Origin of the sequence: Georgenia sunbinii, from assembly GCF_036421875.1 — a bacterium.
Classification (GTDB): Bacteria; Actinomycetota; Actinomycetes; order Actinomycetales; family Actinomycetaceae; genus Georgenia_B; species Georgenia_B sunbinii.
The window spans coordinates 575652-600214 of record NZ_JAZGOL010000001.1 but is presented as its reverse complement, the minus strand read 5'-3'; the positions used below and the strand labels follow the sequence as shown (position 1 = coordinate 600214).

The 24563-nt window shown below is 70.6% G+C and carries 27 protein-coding genes; 5 read left to right on the top strand and 22 right to left on the bottom strand.

The window, feature by feature from the left end; translation table 11 throughout:
* Nucleotides 1-5: 5 nt before the first annotated feature.
* The 4 genes from V2J52_RS02875 to V2J52_RS02860 form a co-directional block, all read right to left on the bottom strand.
* Entirely contained in the window at nt 6-782 is a 777-nt protein-coding gene (locus V2J52_RS02875; protein WP_331226146.1) for an anaerobic ribonucleoside-triphosphate reductase activating protein, read from the bottom strand.
* A complete protein-coding gene (locus V2J52_RS02870; RefSeq protein ID WP_331226145.1) occupies nt 779-2641 on the bottom strand; it encodes a ribonucleoside triphosphate reductase in 1863 nt (620 codons plus the stop codon). The genes V2J52_RS02875 and V2J52_RS02870 overlap by 4 nt, the downstream gene beginning before the upstream one ends.
* 181 nt (nt 2642-2822) lie before the next feature.
* Nucleotides 2823-4739 (bottom strand): Stk1 family PASTA domain-containing Ser/Thr kinase, encoded by a 1917-nt coding sequence (pknB, locus tag V2J52_RS02865; protein ID WP_331226144.1) that lies wholly within the window; start codon nt 4737-4739, stop codon nt 2823-2825.
* A gap of 57 nt (nt 4740-4796) precedes the next feature.
* Nucleotides 4797-6344, bottom strand: coding sequence for a LysM peptidoglycan-binding domain-containing protein (locus tag V2J52_RS02860; protein ID WP_331226143.1), 1548 nt, complete (start codon nt 6342-6344; stop codon nt 4797-4799).
* Between the two features lie 153 nt (nt 6345-6497).
* On the opposite strand from V2J52_RS02860, the gene V2J52_RS02855 reads away from it, so the two are divergent.
* The gene (locus V2J52_RS02855) at nt 6498-6872 is read left to right on the top strand and encodes an Rv2175c family DNA-binding protein (protein WP_331226142.1); all 375 of its coding nucleotides are present in this window, start codon (nt 6498-6500) and stop codon (nt 6870-6872) included.
* Nucleotides 6873-7003: 131 nt separating this feature from the next.
* Here V2J52_RS02855 and V2J52_RS02850 read toward each other — a convergent pair whose 3' ends face one another.
* Nucleotides 7004-8083, bottom strand: a complete 1080-nt coding sequence (locus V2J52_RS02850) for a polyprenyl synthetase family protein (RefSeq protein WP_331226141.1) — start codon at nt 8081-8083, stop codon at nt 7004-7006.
* A 105-nt stretch (nt 8084-8188) separates the two neighbouring features.
* Between V2J52_RS02850 and V2J52_RS02845 the strand changes: the two genes are divergently transcribed.
* From V2J52_RS02845 to V2J52_RS02830, 4 genes are all read left to right on the top strand, one after another.
* Nucleotides 8189-9322, top strand: a complete 1134-nt coding sequence (locus tag V2J52_RS02845) for a DUF4192 domain-containing protein (RefSeq protein WP_331226140.1) — start codon at nt 8189-8191, stop codon at nt 9320-9322.
* A gap of 86 nt (nt 9323-9408) precedes the next feature.
* Complete coding sequence (locus V2J52_RS02840) at nt 9409-9825, top strand: universal stress protein (RefSeq protein ID WP_331226139.1); 417 nt, start codon at nt 9409-9411, stop codon at nt 9823-9825.
* Nucleotides 9826-10031: 206 nt separating this feature from the next.
* A complete protein-coding gene (locus V2J52_RS02835) occupies nt 10032-11477 on the top strand; it encodes an RNA polymerase sigma factor (RefSeq protein ID WP_331226138.1) in 1446 nt (481 codons plus the stop codon).
* Nucleotides 11478-11753: 276 nt separating this feature from the next.
* Entirely contained in the window at nt 11754-12047 is a 294-nt protein-coding gene (locus tag V2J52_RS02830; protein WP_331226137.1) for a hypothetical protein, read from the top strand.
* Nucleotides 12048-12098: 51 nt separating this feature from the next.
* Here the strand turns inward: V2J52_RS02830 and V2J52_RS02825 are convergent, their stop codons facing one another.
* The 17 genes from V2J52_RS02825 to V2J52_RS02745 form a co-directional block, all read right to left on the bottom strand.
* Entirely contained in the window at nt 12099-12731 is a 633-nt protein-coding gene (locus tag V2J52_RS02825; RefSeq protein WP_331226136.1) for a hypothetical protein, read from the bottom strand.
* A 109-nt stretch (nt 12732-12840) separates the two neighbouring features.
* A complete protein-coding gene (locus tag V2J52_RS02820; RefSeq protein WP_331226135.1) occupies nt 12841-13707 on the bottom strand; it encodes a hypothetical protein in 867 nt (288 codons plus the stop codon).
* Between the two features lie 405 nt (nt 13708-14112).
* A complete protein-coding gene (locus V2J52_RS02815) occupies nt 14113-14316 on the bottom strand; it encodes a hypothetical protein (RefSeq protein WP_331226134.1) in 204 nt (67 codons plus the stop codon).
* 34 nt (nt 14317-14350) lie between these two features.
* Entirely contained in the window at nt 14351-14710 is a 360-nt protein-coding gene (locus V2J52_RS02810; RefSeq protein ID WP_331226133.1) for a terminase, read from the bottom strand.
* Nucleotides 14711-14779: 69 nt separating this feature from the next.
* On the bottom strand, nt 14780-14962 hold the full coding sequence (locus V2J52_RS02805; RefSeq protein WP_331226132.1) for a hypothetical protein: 183 nt from the start codon (nt 14960-14962) through the stop codon (nt 14780-14782).
* A gap of 58 nt (nt 14963-15020) precedes the next feature.
* Entirely contained in the window at nt 15021-15812 is a 792-nt protein-coding gene (locus V2J52_RS02800; RefSeq protein WP_331226131.1) for a hypothetical protein, read from the bottom strand.
* 10 nt (nt 15813-15822) lie between these two features.
* Nucleotides 15823-16239 (bottom strand): hypothetical protein, encoded by a 417-nt coding sequence (locus V2J52_RS02795; RefSeq protein WP_331226130.1) that lies wholly within the window; start codon nt 16237-16239, stop codon nt 15823-15825.
* Nucleotides 16236-16487 (bottom strand): hypothetical protein, encoded by a 252-nt coding sequence (locus V2J52_RS02790; RefSeq protein WP_331226129.1) that lies wholly within the window; start codon nt 16485-16487, stop codon nt 16236-16238. The genes V2J52_RS02795 and V2J52_RS02790 overlap by 4 nt, the downstream gene beginning before the upstream one ends.
* Nucleotides 16488-16630: 143 nt before the next feature.
* Nucleotides 16631-19375, bottom strand: coding sequence for a DNA primase family protein (locus V2J52_RS02785; protein ID WP_331226128.1), 2745 nt, complete (start codon nt 19373-19375; stop codon nt 16631-16633).
* Entirely contained in the window at nt 19372-19683 is a 312-nt protein-coding gene (locus V2J52_RS02780; protein WP_331226127.1) for a hypothetical protein, read from the bottom strand. Before V2J52_RS02780 ends, V2J52_RS02785 begins: the two co-directional genes overlap by 4 nt.
* A complete protein-coding gene (locus V2J52_RS02775) occupies nt 19680-19913 on the bottom strand; it encodes a hypothetical protein (RefSeq protein WP_331226126.1) in 234 nt (77 codons plus the stop codon). Before V2J52_RS02775 ends, V2J52_RS02780 begins: the two co-directional genes overlap by 4 nt.
* Before the next feature lie 118 nt (nt 19914-20031).
* A complete protein-coding gene (locus tag V2J52_RS02770) occupies nt 20032-20484 on the bottom strand; it encodes a hypothetical protein (RefSeq protein WP_331226125.1) in 453 nt (150 codons plus the stop codon).
* The gene (locus V2J52_RS02765) at nt 20484-21395 is read right to left on the bottom strand and encodes a tyrosine-type recombinase/integrase (protein ID WP_331226124.1); all 912 of its coding nucleotides are present in this window, start codon (nt 21393-21395) and stop codon (nt 20484-20486) included. Before V2J52_RS02765 ends, V2J52_RS02770 begins: the two co-directional genes overlap by 1 nt.
* Entirely contained in the window at nt 21392-23548 is a 2157-nt protein-coding gene (locus tag V2J52_RS02760) for a DNA translocase FtsK (RefSeq protein ID WP_331226123.1), read from the bottom strand. Before V2J52_RS02760 ends, V2J52_RS02765 begins: the two co-directional genes overlap by 4 nt.
* Nucleotides 23545-23781 (bottom strand): hypothetical protein, encoded by a 237-nt coding sequence (locus V2J52_RS02755; protein ID WP_331226122.1) that lies wholly within the window; start codon nt 23779-23781, stop codon nt 23545-23547. The genes V2J52_RS02760 and V2J52_RS02755 overlap by 4 nt, the downstream gene beginning before the upstream one ends.
* On the bottom strand, nt 23778-24062 hold the full coding sequence (locus tag V2J52_RS02750) for a hypothetical protein (protein ID WP_331226120.1): 285 nt from the start codon (nt 24060-24062) through the stop codon (nt 23778-23780). The genes V2J52_RS02755 and V2J52_RS02750 overlap by 4 nt, the downstream gene beginning before the upstream one ends.
* On the bottom strand, nt 24059-24244 hold the full coding sequence (locus V2J52_RS02745) for a hypothetical protein (protein ID WP_331226119.1): 186 nt from the start codon (nt 24242-24244) through the stop codon (nt 24059-24061). Before V2J52_RS02745 ends, V2J52_RS02750 begins: the two co-directional genes overlap by 4 nt.
* Nucleotides 24245-24563 lie beyond the last annotated feature (319 nt).

Below are 24563 nucleotides of genomic sequence, written 5' to 3'. Positions count from 1 at the left end.
CCCGGTCAGGCGTCGCGGAGGGTGTAGTGGGGGAGGCCGAGCGCGCGGATCTCCTCGTCCAGGCGTGCGACGGTGGCTCGCCACGCGCGGTGGTCGGCGCGCTCGTAGTCGGCGACAAACTCCTCGCGGGTGCCGGCGGTCCGCACCACCTGCAGCACGAAGGACCGCGCCCCGGCGTCGCGCGCCCGGCGGGCGATCGCGACGGCGTCGCGCGCGGCGGGGGAGCCGGGCGCGATGGTCGTGCGTACCTCGTGGGCCACCTCGGCGGCGACGACGGCGGTCAGCGACTCCCAGGCGAGCTTCTCGGCGCCCGGCCGGCGCACGACGTCGTCGTAGTCGGCCGGCAGCGCCTTGAGGTCCAGGCCCACCCAGTCGACGTCGTCGAGCACCGCCGCCAGCCGGCGCGGGTACGGGCCGGCCGAGTGCAGCCCCACCTGGAAGCCGAGCGCGCGGACCTGGCGCATCGCCGGGCCCAGCGAGAGCTGCCGGGTGGCCTCGCCGCCGGAGAAGACGACGGCGTCGAGCAGCCGCCGTCGTCGGCCCAGCAGGTCGAGCACCTGCTGCCACGGCACCCTGCCCGGGGTGCGGGCCGGGATGAGCGTGGGGTTGTGGCAGTAGGAGCAGTCCCACGGGCAGCCCTGGCAGAACACCGTCGCGGCGAGGCGCCCGGGCCAGTCCACCGTGGACATCGGGGTGAGGCCCGCGATCTGCAGCTCGGCCGCCCGGTGCCGGCGGGGTGAGCTGCCGGTGCGCGGCCCGGCGCCTGCCGCGACGGCGCTCATCGCGCGCTGCCCACCGGTAGGGCGTGGCCGGAGCCGGCCGCGGCGTCCTCGGTGAACATCGTGCGCTCCGCGTACTCGCCCTTCTTGCCGATGTTGAACGAGCTCACCGGCCGGAAGTACCCCATCACCCGGGTCCACACCTCGCAGCCGACCGGCTCGGCGCCGGGGTTCTCGGCGGCGCACCGCGGGCAGCCGTGGTGCTCACCGGTGAGGTAGCCGTGGTTCGGGCACACCGAGAACGTCGGCGTGATGGTGATGTACGGCAGCCGGAAGTTCTCCAGCGAGCGGCGCACGATCTCCTTGCAGGCGGCCGCCGAGGAGATCCGCTCGTTCACGTACAGGTGCAGCACCGTCCCACCGGTGTACTTCGACTGCAGCTCCTCCTGCTGCTCGAGCGCCTCGAACGGGTCGTCGGTGAAGCCGACCGGCAGCTGGGAGGAGTTGGTGTAGTACGGGTTGGTCTCGGTGCCGGCCTGGAGGATCCCGGGGTAGCGGCGGCGGTCCTCCTTGGCGAAGCGGTAGGTCGCCCCCTCTGCCGGGGTGGCCTCGAGGTTGTACATGTGCCCGGTGGCTTCCTGCAGCTCGACCATCCGGTCCCGCACGTGGTCGAGCACCCGCACCGCCATGTCGTGCCCGCGGGGGGCGGTGATGTCGAGCTCGCCGAGGGTGAAGTTGCGGACCATCTCGTTGAGGCCGTTGACCCCGATGGTGGCGAAGTGGTTGTCGAGGTTGCCCAGGTACCGCTTGGTCCACGGGAACAGCCCGCCGTCGATGTGCTGCTGGATGACGACCCGCTTGACCTCGAGGGTCGCCGAGGCGATGTCGATGAGCTCGTCGAACCGGGCGATGAGGCCGGCCTCGTCTGCAGCGTGCAGGTAGCCCAGGCGTGCCATGTTCACGGTGACCACGCCGAGCGAGCCGGTCTGCTCCGCCGAGCCGAACAGGCCGTTGCCGCGCTTGAGCAGCTCGCGCAGGTCCAGCTGCAGCCGGCAGCACATCGAGCGGATCATGCCCGGGTCGAGGTCGGAGCTGATGAAGTTCTGGAAGTACGGCAGGCCGTACTTGGCCGTCATCGCGAACAGCCGCTCGGTGTTCGGCGCGTCCCAGTCGAAGTCCTTGGTGATGTTGTAGGTGGGGATGGGGAAGGTGAACACCTGGCCGTTGGCGTCGCCAGCGGTCATCACCTCCATGTAGGCCCGGTTGATGAGGTCCATCTCGGGCTGGAGCTCGCCGTAGCTGAAGTCGCACGGCTCACCGCCGATGAGCGGCACATGGTCGCGCAGGTCCTCCGGGCAGGTCCAGTCGAAGGTGAGGTTGGTGAACGGGGTCTGGGTGCCCCACCGCGAGGGCACATTGAGGTTGTAGATGAGCTCCTGCATGCACTGGTGGATCTCCTCGTAGGACATCGCGTCGAGCCGCACGAACGGCGCCATGTAGGTGTCGAAGGAGCTGAACGCCTGGGCGCCGGCCCACTCGTTCTGCAGCGTGCCGAGGAAGTTGACCACCTGCCCGACGGCGGAGGAGAAGTGTTTGGCCGGGCCGGCGGAGAGCGCGCCGGGCACGCCGTTGAAGCCCTCCTCGAGCAGGCGCCGCAGCGACCATCCGGCGCAGTAGCCGGCGAACATGTCGAGGTCGTGGATGTGGATGTCGCCCTCGCGGTGGGCGGTGCCGGCCGCGGGCGCGTAGACCCGGCTCAGCCAGTAGTTCGCGATCACCTTGCCGGACGTGTTGAGCATCATGCCGCCCAGCGAGTAGCCCTGGTTGGCGTTGGCGTTGACCCGCCAGTCGGAGCGGTCGAGGTACTCCTCGATGGTGGGGACGACGTCGACGGCGATGCGGGTGTCCTCGGTACTGGTCATGGTGGTCCTTCGGTCGATCGGCTGAAGCTGACGACTTCGAGCCTTCTCGCCGGGACCTCGACGAACCACTATCCGTAGGGGTGTGTCGCGGCGTCGACCACAAGATGTGGGGTTGCAATAGCCGGAAGAAATCCGCGGGCGAGACCTAGGTCCCAGCCCGGGGTGCGGTGGTGCCCGGGGCTCAGACGTACCGCAGCGTGACGGTCGAGCCGGGGACCGCCAGCTCTCCGGCGCTGGGGGACATGCTGTGCACGGTGCCGAAGATGCCGCCGAGCAGGCGCTGGTCGTCGACGACGAAACCGGCTGCCTCGAGCTCTTCGCGTGCGGAGCCGATCTGCTCGCCGACGACGTCGGGCAGCGCGATCGGCTCGGGGCCGAGGGACACGACGACGTCGACGTTGTCCCCGCGGTAGAGCTGGACGTCCTCCCCGGGGGCAGGGTCCTGCCGGACGACCCGGCCGGCGACCACCGAGTCGCTGTACTCCTCGCTGACCGCAGCCGTGAGGCCGGCGTCCTCGAGGTCCGACTCGGCGGTGGCCTGCTCGGCGCCGACGACGGAGACCAGCTCGACGGGCTCGCGGCCGGCGGAGATCTCCAGGTCGACCGGCTCGTTGTGCGGAACCGTCTCGGCGGCGGCCGGCGCGGAGGACATGACGGTACCCTCGGCGACGTCGTCGGCCCATGGCCGTGAGATCTCGCCGACGGTGAGCCCGGCGTCCTCCAGTGCCGCCAGTGCCTCGTCCTCGGTGAGCTCGGCCAGCGGCGGCACCTCGACCATGAGGATGCCGCGTGAGACCTGGACGACGACGGTGCCGTCGGTGCGCACCGGCTCGCCGGGGGCCGGCCGGGACGCGAAGACCTCGCCCTGCGGCGCGGTGTCGTGGTGGTCGCGCTCGAGCTCCGGCGCTAGTCCGGCAGCAGCGAGCAGCTGGACGGCCTGGTCCTCGGGCAGCCCGAGCAGCTGCGGGACCTGGGTGTAGGCGCCGGGCCCCTCGTTGAACCACCACCACGTCCCGCCGGCCCCGATACCGATGATGAGCAGCAGCGCGGTCATCGAAAAGATCCGGCGTCGTCGTCGACGGCGGGTGCGAGCGGTCGCGAGCTCCGCAGCCCCGGGGTCGGGCACCGGGATCGCACCGATCGGCAGCGCGACGGTACCGCTCACCGGTGTGGCGGTGGTGACATCGCCGTCGTCGTGGTCGACGGGCGGCGGCGCCGGTGCGACGTCCGCGCGCCGGGCGAGGGTCGCCGGGTCCAGTGCGGCCTCGACCCGGCGGAGCAGCTCGAGGGCGTGGTCGGCGTCGGCCGGGCGGTCGACCGGGTCGGTCTGGGTCATCGCGGTGACGAGTTCGTCGACCTCGGCGGGCAGCCACGGCTCGCGCGCTGACGGGCGCGGCACGCTCTCGTTGACGTGCTGGAAGGCCACCCGGATCGGCACGTCGCCGACGAACGGCTGCGAGCCGGTGATGAGCTCGAACAGCATGATCCCGGTGGCGTAGACATCGGCGCGCATGTCAGCAACACCGGAGGTGACGATCTCCGGGGCGAGGTACGCCACCGTGCCGAGCACCTGGCCGGTCGCGGCGGCGGTCGCCTCGGTGACCGCGCGGGCGAGCCCGAAGTCGGTGACCATCGGCTTGCCGCCGGGGCCGAGCAGCACGTTCTCCGGCTTGACGTCGCGGTGGACGAGCCCGGCGCGGTGGGCGCAGCCGAGCGCGTCGAGCACGCCGGCGATGAGCTCGAGCGCCTTGCCCAGCGGAAGCGCACCGGCCTCGCGCAGCACGGTGCGCAGGTTCGGCCCGGCGACGTACTGCATCGTGAGGTAGCTGGCGTCGTCGGCGTAGCCCTGGTCGTAGATCGCCACGATCCCCGGGTGGGTCAGCCGGGCGGCCGAGCGTGCCTCCCGCCGGAAGCGGGCGACGAAGTCCGCACTGTCGGCCAGGTGCGGGTGCATCACCTTGAGCGCGACGGTGCGGTCGAGCCGTCGGTCCTGGGCGCGGTAGACGGTGGCCATCCCGCCCCGCGCGATGCGGGCGGTCACCTCGTACCGGCCGTCGACGTGACGGCCGATCATCGGATCGCTCGCGGTGCGCTGCACGTGCCGGATTCTACGGCGAGGGAGGCCGAACCGAGGTCAGGACACCCCTGACGAGCCTCAGTACTGCCCCATGAGGTTGCGGATGCCGGCGACGTAGTTGCGGGTGTCGGGGTACATCCCGTTGCGGGTGACGCCTGCGAGGCCCTGGTAGTAGCCGGCGATCGCGACGTCGAGGCTGGGTGCCGCGCGGCGCAGCTGACGCAGGATGGCCACGCCGGCCACGACGTTGTCGCGCGGGTCGAGCAGGTTGAGCTCGCGACCGACGAGGTCGGAAGCCCACACGCCGGAGCTGGGGATGACCTGCATGGTGCCGACCGCGTTGGCCGGGGAGACGGCCCGTGCGTCGAAGCCCGACTCCTGCTGGGCGACCGCCAGCGCCAGCGCCGGGTCGACGCCCATCTGGACCGCGGTCTCGCGCACGATCTGGCGCATGCTGTCGCGCGACGGCACCGTCATCGAGTTGAGGGTGGCCTTGTTGGTGTTCGCGGCGCCGACGACGGCGCTGGCGTAGGTCCGGCCGAGGAAGGTGTCGCCGACGAGCTGCTCGCCGCTCGACGAGCTGCTCGCGGAGGAGCTGCTGCTGGACGAGCCGCCGCCGGAGGAGCCGGCGGGGATGGTCAGCCGCTGGCCGACGAAGATGACTGCGCCAGAGCTGAGCCGGTTGGCGGACGTGATCGCCGAGACGCTCGAGCCGTAGCGCTGAGCGAGCGCGGAGACGGTGTCTCCGGCGGCCACGGTGTGGCTGCGGGCGGCCGACGACGAGCCGCTCGACGAGGACCCGCTCGACGAACCGCCGCCCGCCGTGGAGACGATCGACGAGACGGGGACGACCGACGAGCTGCTCGGGATGGTCAGCCGCTGCCCGACCCGGATCATGGCGCTGCGGCCGAGGTCGTTGGCGGACGTGATCGCCGAGACGCTCGAGCCGTAGCGCTTGGCGAGGGCGGAGACGGTGTCCCCGGCGGCCACGGTGTGGCTGCGGCCGGCCGACGACGAGCCGCTCGACGACGAGCCGCTCGACGAGGAGCCTGCGGACGAGACCGCCGAGGCGGAGCCGCCGCCCGACGAGCGTCCCGGGATGGTCAGCTGCTGCCCGACGATAATGAGCGCGCGGGAGTCGAGCTCGTTGGCCGAGACGATGCTCGAGATGCTGGCGCCGTAGCGCTTGGCGAGCGCGGAGACGGTGTCCCCGGCGGCCACGGTGTGGCTGCGGGACGTGGCCGCGGTGGATCTCGACGGCGAGCTCGACGGCGCGGCGGCGGTGGCGCCCGGTACCGGGATGCGCAGCAGCTGGCCGGCCTTGATGAGCGCGCGGGAGTTGAGGTTGTTGGCGCGCACGATCGCACTGACCGAGGTGCCGGTGCGAGCGGAGATGTGGCTGACCGTGTCACCAGCCTGGACCCGGTAGCTCATCGCGGTGGGCGCTTGGGGGAGGGCGGTCGGCGCGGTCACCCGCGGCATAGCGAGCGCCGTCGCTCCGAGCGTCGCGGGCTGGTGGCCGGTGACCGGCGCGGCAGCGGCGGGGACTGTCATCGCGGCGACGGTGGTGGCGGCCAGTGCGAAGCCGACGCCGGTACGGCCAGCGGTCCAGGAGCGTGCCTTCATCGTTGTCCTCCGCCCGCAAGCCGCAGACGCGTAGAGACGCCTGAGGTCAATGGGGTAGTTGGTGTGCATGTGACTGATGTGATCGCTGTGACACTAGCGTTATCTTTGCGTGGCGTAAAGCGGAGCGGCGGTCAGGACGACTAGGGTGCTCGGGTGACTTCTGACGACACCTCCTCGACCGGCTGGCTCTCTCTCCCCGAGGTCGCCGAGGCGATGGGCATCAAGCTCCGCGATGTCCGCAACCTCCTGCGTGACAACGTGCTCGCCGGGATGCGGCAGCCCCCGCCGGACGGGCCGTTCCTCGTGCCGGCGTCCTTCCTCGTCGACGGCGACGATCCGCTGTCGGTCCACAAGCGCGCGCTGGCGTCGTTGCGCGGCACCGTCATCCAGCTGCAGGACTCCGGCTTCACCGTGGACGAGGCCGTGCACTGGCTGCTGTCGGAGGAACCCGCGCTGGGGACGACGCCGATCCAGGCGCTGCGCGACAAGCGGATCCACGAGGTGCGCCGGGTCGCTCAGACGCTGTAGCCCGGCGGCTGTCGCGCGACGGCCAGGTAGCCCGACTGCTGTCGCGCGGCGGGCAAAGGAGCCCGACACCGTGCCGGCCTGCCTGCGCTGCCGCGGGAACCGACCCGCATCGGCGGCGGTGCCGCCGTCGCTCAGGCCTGGCGGCTCGTCAGTGCCACGGCCAGCTCGGTGAGCACGTCCCGGCTCTCGGCCGCGAGATCCATGGCCGCCAGCGCGGCGAGCCCGGCGTCGCGCTGAGCGGCGATGAGGTCCTCGTGCGCGTCCACCGCACCGGTCTCGTGCAGGATCGCCCGGATCTCCTCGACCTCGTCGTCGCCGAGGTCATCGCGGCCGACGGCGCCCTCGAGGGCGGTGCGCTGCGCGTCGTCGGCGTGGCGCAGCGCGAGCGCGAGCAGCACGGTGCGCTTGCCCTCGCGGAGGTCGTCGCCGGCCGGCTTGCCGGTGACCGCCGGGTCACCGAACACGCCCAGCACGTCGTCGCGCAGCTGGAATGCCACCCCGAGCGGCAGCCCGACGCCGCGCAGCCGCTCCAGGGCGGCGTCGTCGGCACCGGCGAGGGCCGCCCCCAGGACGAGCGGGTGCTCGACGCTGTACCGGGCGGACTTGTGGCGTACGACGGTGAGTGCCCGCTCGACCGCTTCGTCGTCGTGCTGCCACGGCAGGACCTGGGAGCGCACGTCGAGGAACTGACCGACGGCGACCTCCGCCGTCATGAGGTCCCACTCCGTCCGCGCCCGGTGCGACGCCTCGGCGGGCAGCTCCGCGCGCGCGACGTCCATCTCGGTGGAGGAGATCGACAGCAGCAGGTCGCCGAGGAGGATGGCGCCGGCGGCGCCGTGGCTCTCCGAGCTGCCGAGCCAGCCCCGCTCGGCGTGCTCGGCCGCGAACCGGCGGTGGGCCGCGGGCAGGCCGCGCCGGGTGAGTGAACCGTCCATGAGGTCGTCGTGCGCGAGCGCGGCGCCCTGGAAGAGCTCGAGCGCGCTGCCGGCGAGTACCGCGGGGCTCTGCGCCGAGACCGCAGCGCCACCGAACGCACGCCAGCCGGCGACGCAGAACTGCGCTCGCAGCCGCTTGCCTCCGGAGAGCAGCGCCTCACCGGCGCCAAAGAGCTCGGTGATGCCCTCGAGGTGGGTGAAGGGGGCGGTGTGGGTGACGAAGGCGGTCGCCAGGCGGGAGGAGACAGCGCTGACGACGTCGATGGCTACGGGCATGACGGCAGCCTACGGGTGCTCCACATCGGTCAGCCGCACTGTCCGTATCCACAATCTGTTGCTCGGGCGCAGCGGACCCAGCGGGTCGGGGTGTGCCATGGCGCCATGAACACCGTCATCCGGACCAAGAACCCCGTCGATCTCCTCGCCTACGCGCCCTACCGGCTCGGCTTCCGGCCCCGTGAGTCGGTCGTGCTGCTGGGGATGCGACCGCCACGGTCCGCGGTCGGACTTGTCATGCGGCTGGACCTCGCGCACGTGGGCGACGAGACGCACGGCGGGTCCGCGCTGGCGGAGTCGGCGGAGCTGATGGGGGTGGACGGCTCCACCGATGCCCTGGTCGTGATCTACACCGACCTGCCGCGGCACCAGCTCGGCGCCGCTTCGACGCCCGGCCGCGCGGTCGCCAGGCTCCGGGAGGAGACCACCTGGTGCGAGGCCCCGGGGCCCTGGGTGGTGGGCGCAGAGGCGTACGGGGTGTGGGGTTCCGGACCGTCGTGCGAGCCGCTGGTCTCGCCGCTGAGTGACCTGGAGTACGGCTCGATGGCGGCCACGCTCGTCCTCGAGGGGCTGACCGTGGTGGCCGGCCGCGACGGCCTGCGGGTCGCGCCTGCGGCGGACCCGGTCCACCGCGATGCCGCCGGCCGGGCCTACCGCAAGGGCCGTCGTCAACGGCTCATGCTGCAAGGGAGGGTGGCGGGGGACCCGGGGCACGACGCCGCGGCAGTCATCGAGGCCGTCGCCGAGCTGGCTGCGTGGCGGCGCAGCCAGCACCACCTGTGGCGGCGGATGGTGGCCCGGACCAGTGAGGGCAAGGGGGTCAGCGCCGGGGAGCTGGGCCGCCTGCTCGCCGGCCTCGAGGACGTCCAGCTGCGCGATGCGGCGATGTGCGTCGCGCTCGCGCCCGGGCCGGCCTGGCTGCCGACGATGCGCGAGATCGACCACGCGTTCGCCGGCGCCATGGGCCCGGGCGGCAGTCCGCCGGACGCGCAGCGGGTCGATCCGGTGGCCGCTGTGCTGCGTCACGCCGCGGCGTCAGTCGGCGGCGTCGCGGCCGCGCCGGCACTCGGGATGCTCGGCTGGCTGGCGTGGTGGTCCGGCGACAGCGCCCGGGCGGACGTGCTCAGCGACCAGTGCCTCGCCGTCGCCCCGGACCACCGGCTCGCCCGGCTGGTCCAGCAGGCCGTGGCCAACCACCTGCCACCGGGGTGGGTGGTCGACGACGCGGCGAGTGCCTGACGTCACACCACTCGCGGTTCCATCCGGTAGCGTCACTCGGACAGGCAGCGAGGGCACGGCACCGGCCGCGCGGGATGGAGCATCGGATGGCGATCGTCGTCGGTTTCGTCGCCACACCTGAGGGAGAGGCCGCGCTCGAGGCAGGTATTGCCGAGGCACGACGGCGCGACGCGCGCGTCGTCGTCGTCATCTCGCGCCGGTCCCGGCAGGAGGAGCACGCCGACGTCGACGCCGAGCTCGACGCGTTGCGCGACCGCCTCGACGACGCCGAGGTCCCGTACGAGGTGCGGCTCCTCGGGCGCGGCAACGACGTCGCGTCGAACCTCATCGAGGCTGCTGAGGAGTTCGACGCCGAGCTCATCGTCATCGGGCTGCGGCGGCGGTCCCCGGTGGGCAAGCTCATCCTCGGCTCGAACGCGCAGCGGATCCTGCTCGACTCATCGTGCCCGGTGCTGGCCGTCAAGCCGCCGAACGAGCCTGAGGCCCGGCGGTTCTTCGGCTAGGACGGCGCTCGGTCCCGCCGGCGAGGGACGGCGGGTCGGAATTCCAGGGGACCGGGTGCTGTTATCACAGGCGTACCGGACAACGCGTCGCTTGTCACGTCGGTCCCGGTGCGGTTGGCAGGGCAGTGTGACTCCTAACGGGTACAATTGTAGGAGCGTCACCGGCCCTGCGGCCTGGTCCACCATCCCCCTCCGAAAGGTTCTCTGTGTCCTCGCACGCCCAGAACACACCTCGTCGTGCCCCCGGCACCCAGGCCGCGGCTGCGGCACGGACCGAGAGCACCGTCGCCATCGACGAGTCCCCGGCGAAGCAGGGATCGGCGAAGACGACGACCTCGGCCGCCACCAAGGCCACCGGCGCGAAGACCGTGAAGGCACCGGTGAAGAGCGCCGCCAAGACCCCCGCGAAGAGCACTGCCAAGGCGCCCGCGAAGGCCCCCGCGAAGAGCGCGACCAAGGCCCCCGCGAAGAGCGCCGCCAAGCCTGCTGCCACCAAGACCGCTGCCGCCAAGGCGCCGGCCAAGAGCGTTTCGGCCAAGGCTGCTGACGAGAAGCCCGCCACCAAGGCGGCTGCTCGTCGCACCACCGGCAACGCGTCGCTCACCGCGGTCCCTGACGTCGAAGAAGCTGCCGAGGAGACCCCGGAGACGACCGCGGCATCGCCCACGGCGGCCGACACCGGCTTCATCGTCTCGGACGCCGACGACGACGACTCGCCGGTCCAGCAGGTCGTCACCGCCGGGGCCACCGCGGACCCGGTCAAGGACTACCTCAAGCAGATCGGCAAGGTCGCCCTCCTCAACGCCGAGCAGGAGGTCGAGCTCGCCAAGCGGATCGAGGCCGGTCTGTTCGCCGAGGAGACCCTCGCCGGCGAGGAGAAGATCGCCGCCAAGCTGCGCCGCGAGCTCGAGTGGATCGCGCACGACGGCCGGCTGGCCAAGAACCACCTGCTCGAGGCGAACCTGCGCCTGGTGGTGTCCCTCGCCAAGCGGTACACCGGTCGCGGGATGCTGTTCCTCGACCTCATCCAGGAGGGCAACCTCGGCCTCATCCGGGCCGTGGAGAAGTTCGACTACACCAAGGGCTACAAGTTCTCCACGTACGCCACCTGGTGGATCCGCCAGGCGATCACCCGGGCGATGGCCGACCAGGCCCGCACCATCCGGATCCCGGTCCACATGGTCGAGGTCATCAACAAGCTCGCCCGCGTGCAGCGCCAGATGCTCCAGGACCTGGGCCGCGAGCCCACGCCGGAGGAGCTCGCCAAGGAGCTGGACATGACGCCCGAGAAGGTCGTCGAGGTCCAGAAGTACGGCCGCGAGCCCATCTCGCTGCACACCCCCCTCGGTGAGGACGGCGACAGCGAGTTCGGTGACCTCATCGAGGACTCCGAGGCCGTCGTCCCCGCGGACGCCGTCAGCTTCACGCTGCTCCAGGAGCAGCTCCACCAGGTCCTCGACACGCTCTCCGAGCGCGAGGCCGGCGTCGTCTCGATGCGCTTCGGCCTCAGCGACGGCCAGCCCAAGACCCTCGACGAGATCGGGAAGGTCTACGGCGTCACCCGGGAGCGGATCCGGCAGATCGAGAGCAAGACGATGTCCAAGCTCCGCCACCCGAGCCGCTCGCAGGTGCTGCGGGACTACCTGGACTGAGAAGTCCGGGGCTGACATCCCGCTTCCGTTGCAACTACGCGGATTGTGGGTGTCTGACCTAGTCAACGTAGCAGAGCACAGCGCTCTTAGTCCAGATATCAACGGCGGCGATTCTCGAGCAATCGGGGGTCGCCGCCGTTGTCGTCGGTGCCTGCCACACCTCGACGCGGGGGCCGGCGGCCTCGTCGTGACGGCCACGGCTTTGCGCCGACCACCCATCGCGGGCACCAGCTCGCCGCCTCGACGCGCCGCTGTCGTGGGTCGCCGTCACGGGCCTTGCTGGCCGTCGCGCACCTGGCCGCCGCCGACCTCTACGTCGTGCGCCCGCTCACCGTGCTGCCATCGTCCCGCGCGTCATTGTCGCCGCTCTCGGTGTCGTGGCCGGCCCGTCGTGGTGGCTCGTCGTCGGTGTCGTGGCCGTGCTCGGCTTTCGTGCTCGTCGTCGTGGCTGCCCTCGGTGTCGCGGCGCTCGTCGCCGCCGTCGTTGTCGTGGCTGTCGCTGTTGTCGTCGACCCCCACGGGGGTGACCCCCACGGCGGCCCCCCACTCACCGTTCCGCATAGCATCTGAGAATGCGGGTGGGCTGAAACGTCCCTAGGGGGGCGGCCCGACTGCGCCCACCTACCGGTGATCCGACCTGTTCCCCTCGATCATCGCTAGGGCATCCTGCTGGAGGAAGATCGCGCCGATGTCTTCCGGTCCGAGGGTCTTGTTCTTGTGCCCGAAGTCCTCGCGCATCGTCAGCATGAGGGAGATCAGCGACGCCATTTGGTCGGCGGCCCTCACCTTGGGATCTTCGATCGCCATCCAGTCTTTGGAGCGCCATCGTGCCCAATCTCGAACCACTCTGTCCGAGCCGTTGAGTACGACGGAACGGCCGAACTCGTTCATGAGGGCGAGGTCATCACCGTCAACCTGGCGGCCGGGCCTGGTCTTGACCTTCACTAACATCCCGAAAAGCATCACGGTGAACTGCTCGTACGACTCCCGGTACAGCAAGCGCAGCTCCTGACGCACCTCGCGCCTGGCCTCGAGCGTCCTGGTGACGATCACTGTGATGGATGCCGCCGCGATGGTCGCCGCTGCACCGATCGAAGCTTGTGCGATCGGGCCCTCGGCAGCCGTGAACCAGCCTACGACCGTGCGGATCACGAAGTAGAGGAACGCGATAGAGGCTCCGACCAGTGCGAGCAGCAGGATGAGCCCCACCCAGAACTCGCGCGTCCGCCATGTCGTCCCAGTGGTCTTTGCCATGTTTGGAGCGTATCGAGGGCTGCGCACAGTTGGGCCAAAATGGTCGAGTGCCAGGGCGGTTGCAAGTAGCAATGCTCGTGATGCAGGTGACGTAGAACGTCCCTAGGGCCTACGCCGGGATAACAGGCCCCGCTGGCTCGTCCGCCGGCTCCTCCGCTGACGTCTCAGGCTCCCCAGGAGTCGCCGGCAACTCTGCCCGTAGGTTGACGGTCGGCACAACAGGCGTTGCCTCGCCCCAGACCCGTTCGGCGTGCTCGCGCCATGGCCGGCCAGCGACGTCGGGCAGTGGGACGACCGCCGTCAGGTGAGTGCCGATGCCGGTCAAGGAGGTGCCCAAGAGCGAAACGTCACCATTCTCGTGAACCAAGCCGCGGTCGTGGAAGGATTTGTCTTCGGTGATGCGGATTTCGATACGCCCTGCCTGGGAATACGCGCCGAGGAAGATGGGGAAAAGTTGATCCTGCTCCTCGCGCTCCTTCTTCGGGCGAGGCCTCGTGACGAGGACTCGACTGATCGAGGTCGAAGAGCTGAGCCATTGGAGCATGTCTGGCTTGAAGTAGGGGTCACACAACAGGCCGGCACCGGCCTCGGCGACTACCCGGGTCAGCATTGCGTACTGGAGCGGGTTATCCGGCCCAATGATGACGGCCTCGCTCTCAACTTGCTCGGTCTCCTCGAGCCGCAGACCGCGCAGGACCGCTCGGCCGAGATCGGTGAGAGTGAGCCGTTGTCCAGCGTCCTGACGTGCCCAGCCGAGTCCGGACATACGCGTCGGGACATCGTCGACCGGAGCCTCTCCAGCGAGTTCGGCGATCATTCTCTGCATGGAGCCACGGAGCGTCTGGCTGAGTGATGATCGAGGATTGTCCACGAACGCGATGAGCTCGTCAGGGGTAGGGCCGCTTCCACCTCGGTTCGCGATGTTCACGTAGGAGAGGGCGCGCACGAGTCGCTCTGAGATGGGCTGGAAGGACATGGGGCCAAGCATGGCATCGGATGTTGATGTCCGTGGCTGAACCCCATCCAGCGATTTTGACGGCCTCGACCGCCTCCGCGGCCACGTACCCGTTGACGAGGGCGACGCCGCCGTGGACGCCCCAGCCCCAAGTCTTGCGCCCGAGGACCAGGCAGGCGGCGCGTACGGGGCAGAGCATGCACATGGCCCGCCACGGCAGCGCATCGTCCTGGTAGCGAGCCTCGGTGAGCTCGTCCTCGCCGTGGCACCGCGCACCGCGGTGGACGGCGTCGGTGAGCTGGCTGTCGGCCTTGCCTGGGCCCCACGCTGGCCGCTCGGCGCCCACGCCCCGCAGGAGTGCCCGGGTGGCCGGCACCGTGGCGTGGGTGGCCCGCGCGGCGACCAGCGCCTCCTCGTCTCGCTGGCTCACGTGGCTGGCTCCCACGAGGCTGCAGCCCGGATGATCTCGGTTGCCCGGTCAGCTGGCAGCTCGAACGCCTCGATCTCGCTGATAGCCGCGTGGGCCACGGCCCACCGCTCGCTGCCGTCCACGTGGGCATCGGCCCAGTCCCGCATCGCTGCCAACCATTCGGTGCGGGTGAGGCCGGGTGCGAGGCGCGGAAGGGGCACGACGACCTCACCGCGTGGCCGGCGGCGGCGCATGTCAGCTCACCGCCCGAGGGCCGTAGGCGCCGCGCGCTGCCCCGCGCCGCTGCGGGCGCTTCTCGTCGCCCTCGTCGCCCTGCGGCAACCGGAGCGAGGCGAGCGTTCGGAGGAACACGACCTGTTGCTGGCGGGCCTCGACGAGGTACGGCGACGCCACGGTGTCGCCGCGGGAGTTGGTGGTGGTCAGCTCGGCGCCGGCCTGCGCATCGGTGAGGTCTTGGAGCCGGTCGGCGATCCGGCACGCCTCGAGCAGCGTGAGCTGCTCGTGGGTCTCGAGCTCGTAGTCGTCGAGGATCGACCGCCAGAGCCTGCGCCCGGCGGTGCCCAAACCCTTCGGCGTCCTGGTGGTGGTGGTCATCGTCCTGCTTCCTTCGGGTGGTGCCGGGCGGGCGAGGGGTCTACCCCGCCCGCCCGGCGGGGGTCGCGATCAGTCGAAGATGCCGGCGAGGTCGTCGTCGGTCTCGGCGGTGTCGAGGATGCCGTCGTCCTCGTCGTCGTCGCGGGTCTGAGCGGTGATCGTGGCGATCAGCGCGGCCTTCTGCTCCCCGGTCAACCTCGAGCTGTGCTTGGCGAATGCGTCGACGAGTGCGGTGGTGAGTGCGTTGGTCATGGTCGTGGCCTTTCTAGGAGTGAGACCGGCGGACGAGGTTTCGCCGCCGGCGTTGTGGTCAGTGGCGGTCGTAGGAAGCGATCAGCGCGGGCTGGTGGCCGCGCGTAAACTCGCTGACGGCGAAGCCCTCGGCGAACTCGACGTTGTAGAGCGCGTCGAGGTCGCCGGCCTGGGCCATCTGCTTGCGGATCTGCATCGACGGCTCAACATCGCGAACGTCAATCGTCGGCTCGTTGATCGGGTCGGCCGCTGCGGTCAGCCACTTCTCGACGGCGTCGAGAGCCTCGTTGACCGGTCCGTGCCACGGCAGGGAGCGAACGACGTAGTCGGGGTTGCCGCCCAGCTGGCTGATCCAGGCGTCCCGAGCCTCCAGCAACCGCGCGAAGCTCGCCCGAGCGGCCTGGACGGCTCCGAGCGTCTCGGAGTACAGCTCAGGCACCCGGGCGGCGTCCTTGGCGGCCTGCAGCTCGCTGTCGGCGGCAGCCTGGGTGTCCAGGCTGCGCCGTGCCGCGAGGACAGCGCCGAGCCGAGCCTTGACCATTGCCTCAGCCTTTTCCCGAGCTTCGTCGAAGTCGGGCTTCTTGAGAGCCTTGGGCGCCCTACCCTCATCGACGGAAGCCTGGGCCTCGCGGTCTACCTGGCGCTTGTACTCGGCCTCGGCGGCGTCGATCTCCTTGACCTTGCCGGCGGCCTCGGCGTGCGCGTCGGCGGCAGCCTCAAGGGCCGTGACGAGGGCGGCGCACTCCTCGGTCTCGGGGATGGCCACGGTGAACAGCAACGCGCGGAAGGCGGCGCTGTGCAGGCTATAGAAGCTGACCTCGTCGGGCGCGATGATCTGAATCTTCTTCATGGTGGATCTCCTACTTCTGGGTGGTTGCGCGACGGAGGGCCGCACAGGTGTTGGACAGCGCGCGCTCGGTGATCGCGTCGCGGTCTGCGGTGGGTACGTTGTCGATGGCCCGGTAGACGTCCTCGTAGGACTCAGGGAGCCAATCGAGCTTGAGCAGGTCCGCCGCGGCGCGGAAGAACGTCTCCGGCGTCGTCGGCTGGAGGATGACCAGGCTGTAGCCCGGCGCCGAGGGGTCGCACGGTGGCCGGTAGAAGCCGTCGGAGGGGCTGCCGGCGATGCAGGAACACACCGTGCTACCGGCCACCGACTGGCAGGCGTCGTCGCAGGGGCGACGGGCGTGCTCGTGGGACAGGCCGCAGTACGGGCAGCGGGCGACGATGGCGACCTTGCCGTGGAGGTGAGCGGGGACGAGCGGTGGCTGGCTCACGAGGTTGCCTCCCCGTCCTCGGCGCTCATGTTCCAGTAGGGCGGCCGGCTGTCGGGGGCCGTCCACACGTCACCGCTCTCCCCGGCAGGAAGGACAGCGAGTGCTGCTGCGATCGCCTGGGCGGCGGCTGCGTAGGTGCGGGCGAGGTCGTGCTTGCCGTGCCCGCGAAGCGCGGCGTCCATGTCGTCGAGGTGGCTGAGCAGGCGGGCGCGCAGCTGGTCCGTGGTCGGTCCGGTGGTCGTGCTCATCGATCTGTCCCTTCGTTGGATCTCGGGCTGTGCAGGGCTTGAACGCGGTGAACGTGCTTGTTTATAAATTGCTGTAGGACGTATCTACATAGAGAGATTTAGTAGCGACCCCGTTCACCGCGTTCACATCGCGTTCGCGCAGGTCAGAGCGTCGTCCACGCCCCCTCTCCTTCCTCGTCGATGCGAAGAAAGCGGAGTCCGACCCACACATCGGGGTAGACCTGGTTCAGTGGCTGGCCCCCGGTGATCGGGTCGCGTGAGAGGCCGTCGGTGCCGCGCTTGCGTGCCTTCGTGAGGCGCTTGCCGATCTCGTCGTGGTTCTTCAACCGGCTGGCGAAGGTCCTGTCACCCCACGCGCGCAGATTGTGCTGGGCGAGCCAGCGGTTGAAGGCGTCGAGCAACTCGGCACTCAGCACCCGCGCGCCGGGGTCCGGCACCGTGGTGTCATCGAGGAAGCCGAGCAGCAGGTCGCTGGACCGGCGCCACGCTCCGGTGTCCTTCTGGACCCTTGCCGGCAAGGGGGACATGATCCGACCGCCTGCGTACCAGCGGCGGGCCCCGTCGACGATCCACGCCAGCGCGGCGGCGTGAACGTCGGGGTCGTGCTTCACCCTGGAGCGCAACCGCGGGTCGCCGGGGCGGTCGTTCGGCTCGGTCACTTCATCCGGCCGACGGAAGGTGTAGGGGAACTCGACGAGCACCAGTCGCCGCCACGTCCCCAGGTCGACCTCGTCGATCTGGGGGAGGTAGTTGGAGGTGACGAAGAGGGTGTGCGTGGAGGTGAACTCGACGGGGTCCTTGTGCATCCGCCGCGCCTTGATGGACGGTGCGCCGACAGTGTCCTTGATCCGGGTGACGTCGAGGCGGTGATCCTCGGGGAGCTCCTCCATCACCGCGAGACGGGCTCCCATGAGGTCCATGAGCTCGGTCGGGTGCTGGTTGGGGTTGGTGAGCAGAGCCCGGCGGGACAGCAGCGTGGCGTACTCGCCGAGCGCCGCCTGCGCGCCCGTCAGCAGGGTGGTCTTCCCGTTCGAGCCGCCCCCGCGCAAGATCACGAGCGTGTCATCGTCCGGGATCTCGCCCGTGGCGGCCTGCCCCAACCGCTCCTGCATCCAGGCGTGGTCACTGGACGGCAGGGCGCCCATTGCGGCGGTCCACGCAGGATGGGCGTAGCCGGGCCGGTACTCAGCGCCAGCGATCCGGCGCATGTACAGCTCGGGGTCGTGGGGCATTATCTCGCCCGTGCGCAGGTCAACGACGCCGTTCTGGGTGTTGACGAGGTGAGTGTGGGTGTCGAACTCGGCGGCAGGCTTCAGCACCTTGCCGCGGGTCAGGCCGACGACGGCGCCGATCTTCCGCGCAGAGAAGAGCGTCTTGAGCGCCTTGATCTGGCCGCCGATCTCCTCACGGACCTTGTCGCTCGTCGACTCCCCCATCTTCCGCATGAGCGTGGCCGCCCGCTGGGTGGCGTACTCGCGGAGGAAGTCACTCACGGCCGCGATAACTTCGTCAGCCGCCGCGTTCTCCCAGCGCTTGCTCGTCCACTTCTGCCAATCGAGACCAGGGGAGTAGACGAACCTGCTACGCAGGACGTGCTCGACGACCGTGTCCCGCAGGAACACGTCGGCCTCGCTGAGAATGTCTTCCGCGAACTCCCTGCCGCGCTGTTCGTCGTCCGTGGGGACGCCGACGGAGGCCGGCGCGGCATTCTCCTGCGGCTCGGTGTCGAAGATGCCGAAGCCGTCGTGGAACTGCGGCTTGGGCCTGCCCTTCGTGCCAACCTTTCCCACCGCAGAGCGCCACTTGTCGGTGATCTGCTGCTCGCCAAAACCGACGTCGCGCGGAGCGTTGTCGAGGATGAGGTTCAGCGCCGTCTCGCCGTCCAGACGGTTCCAGGGCGAGTTCGCCAGCTCAAGCACGGTGCAGCACTCGCGGAACACCGTGGCGTCCCACGGCGGGCCGTCATAGTCGCGCGGGTCGGCCTTGGCGCGAGCTTGCATGTCCCGCAGACGGGCGGCGACGCCGTCGAGCACCGATGCGACGTAGCGGTCGCCGGCGTCCAGGTCGGTCTCGGTGACAGTGGAGGACGGCGCGGTGGCCGGCGTCGGGGCCATTGGGCGCTCGACGACGGGCACGCGGGCGAGCCCCTCCTCGACCTCCGACATCGTGTAGGGGCGCCCGGGGCGCCGGCGAGCGAGCACGAGCGGGCGGTGAGCGTACTTGTGGTTCCGCGTGCCGGGCATCCGGTGCAGACGGTCGAGGTTCGCCACGCTGTCGAGCTCGGCGCCAGGGTGGAGCTCGGCGGCAATCGCTCGCATGACGTCCAGGTGGCGCCGTGCCAGCCGCTGCGCACGCTCACGCTTGCCCGGGTTGTCCAGGGTGGCCTCGTCGTCCTCGGGGTCGATCTGGACCATGTACTGCAGGCCGCCGCCGGTCTCGACGGAGATCGGCGCGTACAGGCCGGTGCGCCGTTCGAACTCCCCGATGATCCGGTAGCAGGCGGGGAGGTCCGGGATCGCGCTCGCCTTGCGCTCCGTGCGGTGGTCGATGTCGCTGGGGAGGACCGACAGGCGCGAGATCTCCTCCGCGGTGCCCTTGCGGCGCTCATCGACGGGCAGCACCGTCGCGTTCGGCGTGAACCACATGTCGAGGTCATCGCGCACGGCGAGGTGGAGCTTCTCGGCGGGGCCGACCTTCGCCATCAACGGGCCGGAGCCCTGCCAAGCGACCGCCGACCGCTCACCGGGCTTGAGGAGCGCGGCGAACACCTCGGCAGGATCGAGGACGTCCTTGGGCTTGTCGGTCGACCGCGCTACGGTGATCTCGACCTCGGGAAGGGTCCTCTCCGGCGCCCCAGCTTCAAGCGGCTGGGGCGTCGCCGCGTTCATGATGCGCCTCCGGCGGCCTGGAGCTCGGCCTCGGCGGTCTCGGCCTGCTCGGTGTACTCGCGGGACTTGCGGCGAGCCTTGGCGGACTTGAGCGCGAGGCGCTGGAAGTACGCCTTGCGGGCGTGCCCGGCACGGCGGGTGCGCTCCTCGATGGTCAGGGCGCCCTCGGGATCGACCTCACGCTCGAAGCGAGCGAGCATGGCGGCCCGGGCAGGTGCGGTCCGTGCTGCGCGGTCGGGCGTGTTGGCCCATGACTCGTTGGCTGCGATCTGCGCGACGAGGCGCCGCTCGGATGGTGTCGCAGTCATCGCACACCGCCGAGAGCGGTCGAGGCGATCCGGTGAAGCTGGCTGGCATTGAGGTCATGAGCGTCGAGGGCTTGACGGATCTCGTGCTCGATTGCCAGCGTGGCCAGCTCGGCCTTGAGCGCGCAAATCTCCTCGGTGCGCTCAGGGTGCCAGTGGGAGAGGGACGCCAGGCGACCGCGAAGGGTCTTGAAGGTCTCGGCGCCGGGAGCGCCGCGGGTCACCGTTGCCACGGTGATCGCCTTGTTCGTCGTTCCACACCCTGCGATAGGGCGTCTGATCGCATCCGCGACCCTGACAGCAACCGCCCGGACGGGCTGGCCGTGTCACGTTGAGACTACATGGGTGTGATTAGCGATCCAAACGGCCAATGGTTAGCGTCGAGCCGCTGGGAATCGAGGAGCCGTCGCGCACCCGCAGGTGGGCGACGCCGTCGTGCTCGCTCACCTGTAGGTCCGCGATGGGCACCTGCTGGCGGCGCCTACACGTGGGGCACCGCAGGACGAACTGGCCTCCGTCGCGCTTAACGTGGTCTCGGGCTTGCCAGTCTTCCGCGGGCGCCTTCGGATCGGACGCGCGGCGGTTCTCGTAGACCTTGACGGCCCACAGTCCGCCAGACGGCGCAATCGGCTCCTCGGCCTCGAAGCGGTGCCCGAGCACCCGGGCGGCGAGCTCCTGGTGGGCCTCCTGCCGAGCCGGCCAGGGGTCGTTGTGCGCGCTCATGAGTCCGCCAAGCGGCGTCGGATCATGTGGGCGGCTTGGGCCGCCATCGCAGTCGAACCACCACACGGGTCGATCGTCCATCACAGGTCTCCTAGATTCAGGGCGCGGGCCTCGGCGGCTGCGCGCTCGGAGGCGCGGGCGCGGGTGTAGCGCATGAGCATGTCGGGCTTCGACCAGCCGGCCACAGCCATGAGCCCGCCCTCAGAGCCACCTGCGGCCAGCCACCGGTGAGCGGCGGTGTGTCGGAGTAGGTGGGGATGGAAGCCGGTGATCCCCGCGGCTCGGGCGCGCTCGCCCAGCGACTTGTGCAGAGCATCGTAGGAGAACGCCTTTCCACGGTCCCCGAGCCAGAGGCCCGGGGTGCCCGCGAGGCGGTGGCCGGCCCGCAAACGCTTATAGCGGTCGACCGCACGTGAGGTCTGCGGCCCGAAGGGGATCACGCGCCCCTTGCCGCCCTTGCCTCGTCGCACGACAGCGAGCCCCTTAGTGAGGTCGACGTCCTCGACTCCCAGGGAGACCACCTCACCGGCGCGGGCGCCCGTCTCGATCATGAGCCGCACGAGAGCCTCGTCCCGGCGGTCACGTAGGTCTCGGCCCGCGCACGCCTTGAGGAGGGCCTTGATCTGGTCCTCGGACAGCGGCTCGATGACCTTCTGATCCAGCTTGGGCGACTTGAGCCCGAGCAGTGGGTCGACGTCCAGCTCGCCCTCGTCAGCGAGCCACGAGGAGAACCGCCGTAGGGCGAGCTGGCGGGCGCGCACGGTCGAAGCCTCGCGGCCGAGGTCGTCGAAGAGGTGGGCAGTGAACGCGTTGGCGGTCGCCCGATCCAGCACGGCCGGCTTGCCGCTCGCCTCGCAGTAGGTGAGGAACGCCCGCACGCCGTCGCCGTATGACTTGATCGTCTGTGGTGACTTGCGCTCGGCCCGTAGAGCGATCTCCCAGGAGGGCAGGAGAACGCCGAGATCCGGCGCCTGCGGTGTGCTCCTGGTCATCGGGACATCGTCCCACGGTACTTCGCCATGCTCGTCCGCCGGCGGGCGACGGTCCAGGCGGCCCAGGCGCCGGCAGCCGGCACAAGCACGGGGAGTACGAGGACGGATGCGAGGGCGACGGAGAGGAACACCGCCACGGCGACCCACCAGTCGCGGGCGAGCATCACGCGGTGGCTGGGAAGCTCCATCGCCAGCGCGCCGTGGCGGCGGCCCTTCTCGTAGGCCAGTTCCATACCCTCGTCGAGCTCTCGTGCGTGCGCGCGCAGCATCGCTAACTCGCGGGCGGTGTGGCCGAGCGCGGCCAGCTCCGTCGTCGGCTCCTCGGCAACCGCCGTCGGCACCACGGGCCGGTACGTGGCCGGCTCCTCGGGTGTCTCTGCCGTCGGTGCCGGCTCGGCGGTCGGCGCGGTAGCCGCGGCGATGCCAGCCTCGCGGGCCTCGCGGTTGGCTTCCATCCGGGCCCTGCTGGCTGCCTTGAGGCGCTCGATGTTGTTGAAGGGGTGGTCCTCGGGCTCGGCCGGCTGGGCGCGCTTGAGAGGTGCGAGCATCTCGTCGAGATCGTCGGTGGACAGGTAGGGCGACTGGATGCGCTCGGGCTGGCTGGCGCCGCTGGGCCACCACAAGCCATCGCCGCGGCCCAGGAGAGCCTCGGCGCCGGACTGCCCGAGCGCGACGCCGGAGTCGACGTGCGACTGCACGGCGAACGTGAGCCTCGACGGCGCGTTGGTCTTGATCAAGCTGTTGACGACGTCGGCGCTGGGCCGCTGGGTGGCAAGGATCGCGTGGACACCTGCGGCGCGACCGATCTGCAGGATCCGCACCAGAGACCGCTCGGCGCGCTTGCCGCCTTGCATCATGAGGTCGGCCAGCTCGTCGACGACGAGGAGGAGATAGGGCGGGGCGTCGTCGAGATCCTCGACGCTGCGCTTTCCCGCGCTCTCCAAGCGCTCATAGCGAGCGTCGACCTCGACGACGATCTCCTCGAGCACGGTCACGGCCGCCTCGACGTCGGTAGCGACGGGGCGCCAGAGATGAGCGAGGCCAGCGAACGGCGCCAGCTCGACGCGCTTGGGATCGACCAGAGCGAGCTGGACGCGGGCCGGCTCTGCGCGGGTGACGAGATGAGCGAGGATCGCCGTCGTCCAGGTCGACTTGCCCGAGCCCGTCGTGCCGGCCACGAGCAGGTGCGGCAGGCGGTCGAGGCGAGCGGAGATGCCGTGGCCCTCGACGTCGAGACCGACCGGGACACGTAGCGGGTGGTCCTGCTCGAGGGGGTCGGAGATCTCGGAGAGAGGCACGGTGCGCCGCTCGGTGGCCGGCACCTCGACGGCGACGTGCCCACTGGCTCCCAGCACGCGGACGTGCGGCACGTCGAGCGCGAGCGCGAGATCGTCGTAGAGCTTGGCGACCTGCGCCACGCGCACGCCGGGGCCGGGCCTGAGCATGTAGCGATCGACGGTCGCCCCGCGGATGACGCTGGCGACGGTCGCAGAGATATCGAAGTTGGCCAGCGCGGAGACGAGAGCGCGCGAATGGTCGGTGGTGGGCACGGGTGGCTCCTCGGTAGTGGTGGTGTGTGTGGCGACGTCCTCGGCGGCCGGGGCGTCGTCGGGCACGGTGACGTCCTCGACAGGCTCGGGCTGCTTGGGAGCGTCGTTGGGGGGCTCGGTGGCGGCGGGTGGCGTGCCGGCGGCGGGCTCCTCGGCGTCGTCGTCGGGAGGCTCGGTGGCGGCGGGCGGTGTGTCGACGACGTCCTTGACGGGCGGCGCAGTGGTCGACTCTGCGACGGCGGGCTCGACGCCCTTGGCGCGCGGCTCCGTGGTCGGCTCCTCGGCGGCCGGGGCGTCCTCGAGCGGCTCGGCGGCGGCGACGTCCTCGGCGGGTAGGTCGTCGCGGGTGCTTGCGTAGGCGGCGCGGCCGGTGCGGGTGTCCAGCACTGCCCACCACGTCCGGCCGCGCTCATCTCGGAGCCAGGCGTGCTCGCGGTGCTCGACGGGGATCTCGCGCGCCGCCTCGCGGGCAGCACGGTCGCCGCCAGGGTCGCGGCCCGGGGCGAGCGACCACCAGCCCGCGGGGGAGCCGTCGGGCAGCGTCCAGGCGCGCTGCGACAGTTCGATTCGGCCGCCGCGACGGCCGCTCATCTTCGCCGTCACCGGGCCGCACCTCCCACAGCGGGCTCGGCGCCGCGCCACGCGGTCGCGTCACCGGGCAGCGGAGACGTGGACCAGTCGACGAGACCAGCGGGCGTGAGGAACACCCCGCCACGGTCGGCGCGCCGGTAAGTCAAGGTGGCCGCGCCGTCGCCGTCGGACAGGGACGCGAGGAACGCGCGGCGCGTGCCCGTCAACCGGGCTGCGAGGATCGCGGGAGAGTCGACGTCGCTCATTGGGCCGCCTCCCGCGCCCGGACGGTCTCGGCGGCAACGATCATGCCGTGCGCGATCCCGCGTAGCGTGCGCTCGGCTTCGGTGCGCGTGGTGCCGAGGTAGTCGCTCGCGCCGTAGAGGCCGCCGGTCTCGGGGTCGCGGCAGTAGATCCGCCACGCGCGGCCGTAGGTCTTGCTGCCCTCTTGGAGGACCCAGCGATCGGCGCCGTCGACGCCTATCGACTCGGCGGTGCGCTTCGCGTGGGCAAAGGTGGCGCGGACATCTGCCAGCGTGGCGCTCATCGGGCCACCTCGCAGACGTGGCTGACGATGAACATCTGCGCGTCGAAGAGCGCGCGCTCGACGTGCTCGGGACGGGTGCGCTCCCACACCCACAGCCCGGCGCCGTCGTCGCACCAGATGTCGCCGTGCTCGTCCAGGTGGCGGGCCGCCACGGTGACGTGCTCCTCGTCGTACTCGCTCACGTCGACGACGTATCCCGCGCGGGTCGGCGAGGGTACGTGATAACCATGCACCCGCCGCCGGTGTTCTTTGGGTCGCGCTTGGTCATCTGCGCGACGGTGTCCAGTGCTCGCATGGTGACGTCTCCTCATTCCGGGATATTCACACCCACAGCGCTCGCCGCGTACCTGCTGATCTGCGGTGATGCACAGCGCATAGTCGCCGACAGTGCGGGACTACCTGGACTGATAGGTCCGACCCACCACGCACGTGTGCCCTCCGGCAGCCTCGGCCGCCGGAGGGCACACGTCGTTCGTTGCCCGGGACGCATCGTCGCGGCTG

Excerpts from the sequence above, each read along its gene's own strand:
- V2J52_RS02765 (WP_331226124.1), bottom strand. The coding sequence starts at position 21,395 with ATGACCAGGAGCACACCGCAGGCGCCGGATCTCGGCGTTCTCCTGCCC.
- V2J52_RS02825 (WP_331226136.1), bottom strand. The coding sequence starts at position 12,731 with ATGGCAAAGACCACTGGGACGACATGGCGGACGCGCGAGTTCTGGGTG.
- V2J52_RS02805 (WP_331226132.1), bottom strand. The coding sequence starts at position 14,962 with ATGACCAACGCACTCACCACCGCACTCGTCGACGCATTCGCCAAGCAC.
- V2J52_RS02750 (WP_331226120.1), bottom strand. The coding sequence starts at position 24,062 with ATGAGCGCCACGCTGGCAGATGTCCGCGCCACCTTTGCCCACGCGAAG.
- V2J52_RS02820 (WP_331226135.1), bottom strand. The coding sequence starts at position 13,707 with ATGTCCTTCCAGCCCATCTCAGAGCGACTCGTGCGCGCCCTCTCCTAC.
- V2J52_RS02770 (WP_331226125.1), bottom strand. The coding sequence starts at position 20,484 with ATGGACGATCGACCCGTGTGGTGGTTCGACTGCGATGGCGGCCCAAGC.
- V2J52_RS02845 (WP_331226140.1), top strand. The coding sequence starts at position 8,189 with ATGAACACCGTCATCCGGACCAAGAACCCCGTCGATCTCCTCGCCTAC.
- V2J52_RS02870 (WP_331226145.1), bottom strand. The coding sequence starts at position 2,641 with ATGACCAGTACCGAGGACACCCGCATCGCCGTCGACGTCGTCCCCACC.
- V2J52_RS02790 (WP_331226129.1), bottom strand. The coding sequence starts at position 16,487 with ATGAGCACGACCACCGGACCGACCACGGACCAGCTGCGCGCCCGCCTG.
- V2J52_RS02810 (WP_331226133.1), bottom strand. The coding sequence starts at position 14,710 with ATGACCACCACCACCAGGACGCCGAAGGGTTTGGGCACCGCCGGGCGC.
- V2J52_RS02875 (WP_331226146.1), bottom strand. The coding sequence starts at position 782 with ATGAGCGCCGTCGCGGCAGGCGCCGGGCCGCGCACCGGCAGCTCACCC.
- V2J52_RS02840 (WP_331226139.1), top strand. The coding sequence starts at position 9,409 with ATGGCGATCGTCGTCGGTTTCGTCGCCACACCTGAGGGAGAGGCCGCG.
- V2J52_RS02755 (WP_331226122.1), bottom strand. The coding sequence starts at position 23,781 with ATGAGCGACGTCGACTCTCCCGCGATCCTCGCAGCCCGGTTGACGGGC.
- V2J52_RS02800 (WP_331226131.1), bottom strand. The coding sequence starts at position 15,812 with ATGAAGAAGATTCAGATCATCGCGCCCGACGAGGTCAGCTTCTATAGC.
- V2J52_RS02780 (WP_331226127.1), bottom strand. The coding sequence starts at position 19,683 with ATGACTGCGACACCATCCGAGCGGCGCCTCGTCGCGCAGATCGCAGCC.
- V2J52_RS02850 (WP_331226141.1), bottom strand. The coding sequence starts at position 8,083 with ATGCCCGTAGCCATCGACGTCGTCAGCGCTGTCTCCTCCCGCCTGGCG.
- V2J52_RS02785 (WP_331226128.1), bottom strand. The coding sequence starts at position 19,375 with ATGAACGCGGCGACGCCCCAGCCGCTTGAAGCTGGGGCGCCGGAGAGG.
- V2J52_RS02860 (WP_331226143.1), bottom strand. The coding sequence starts at position 6,344 with ATGAAGGCACGCTCCTGGACCGCTGGCCGTACCGGCGTCGGCTTCGCA.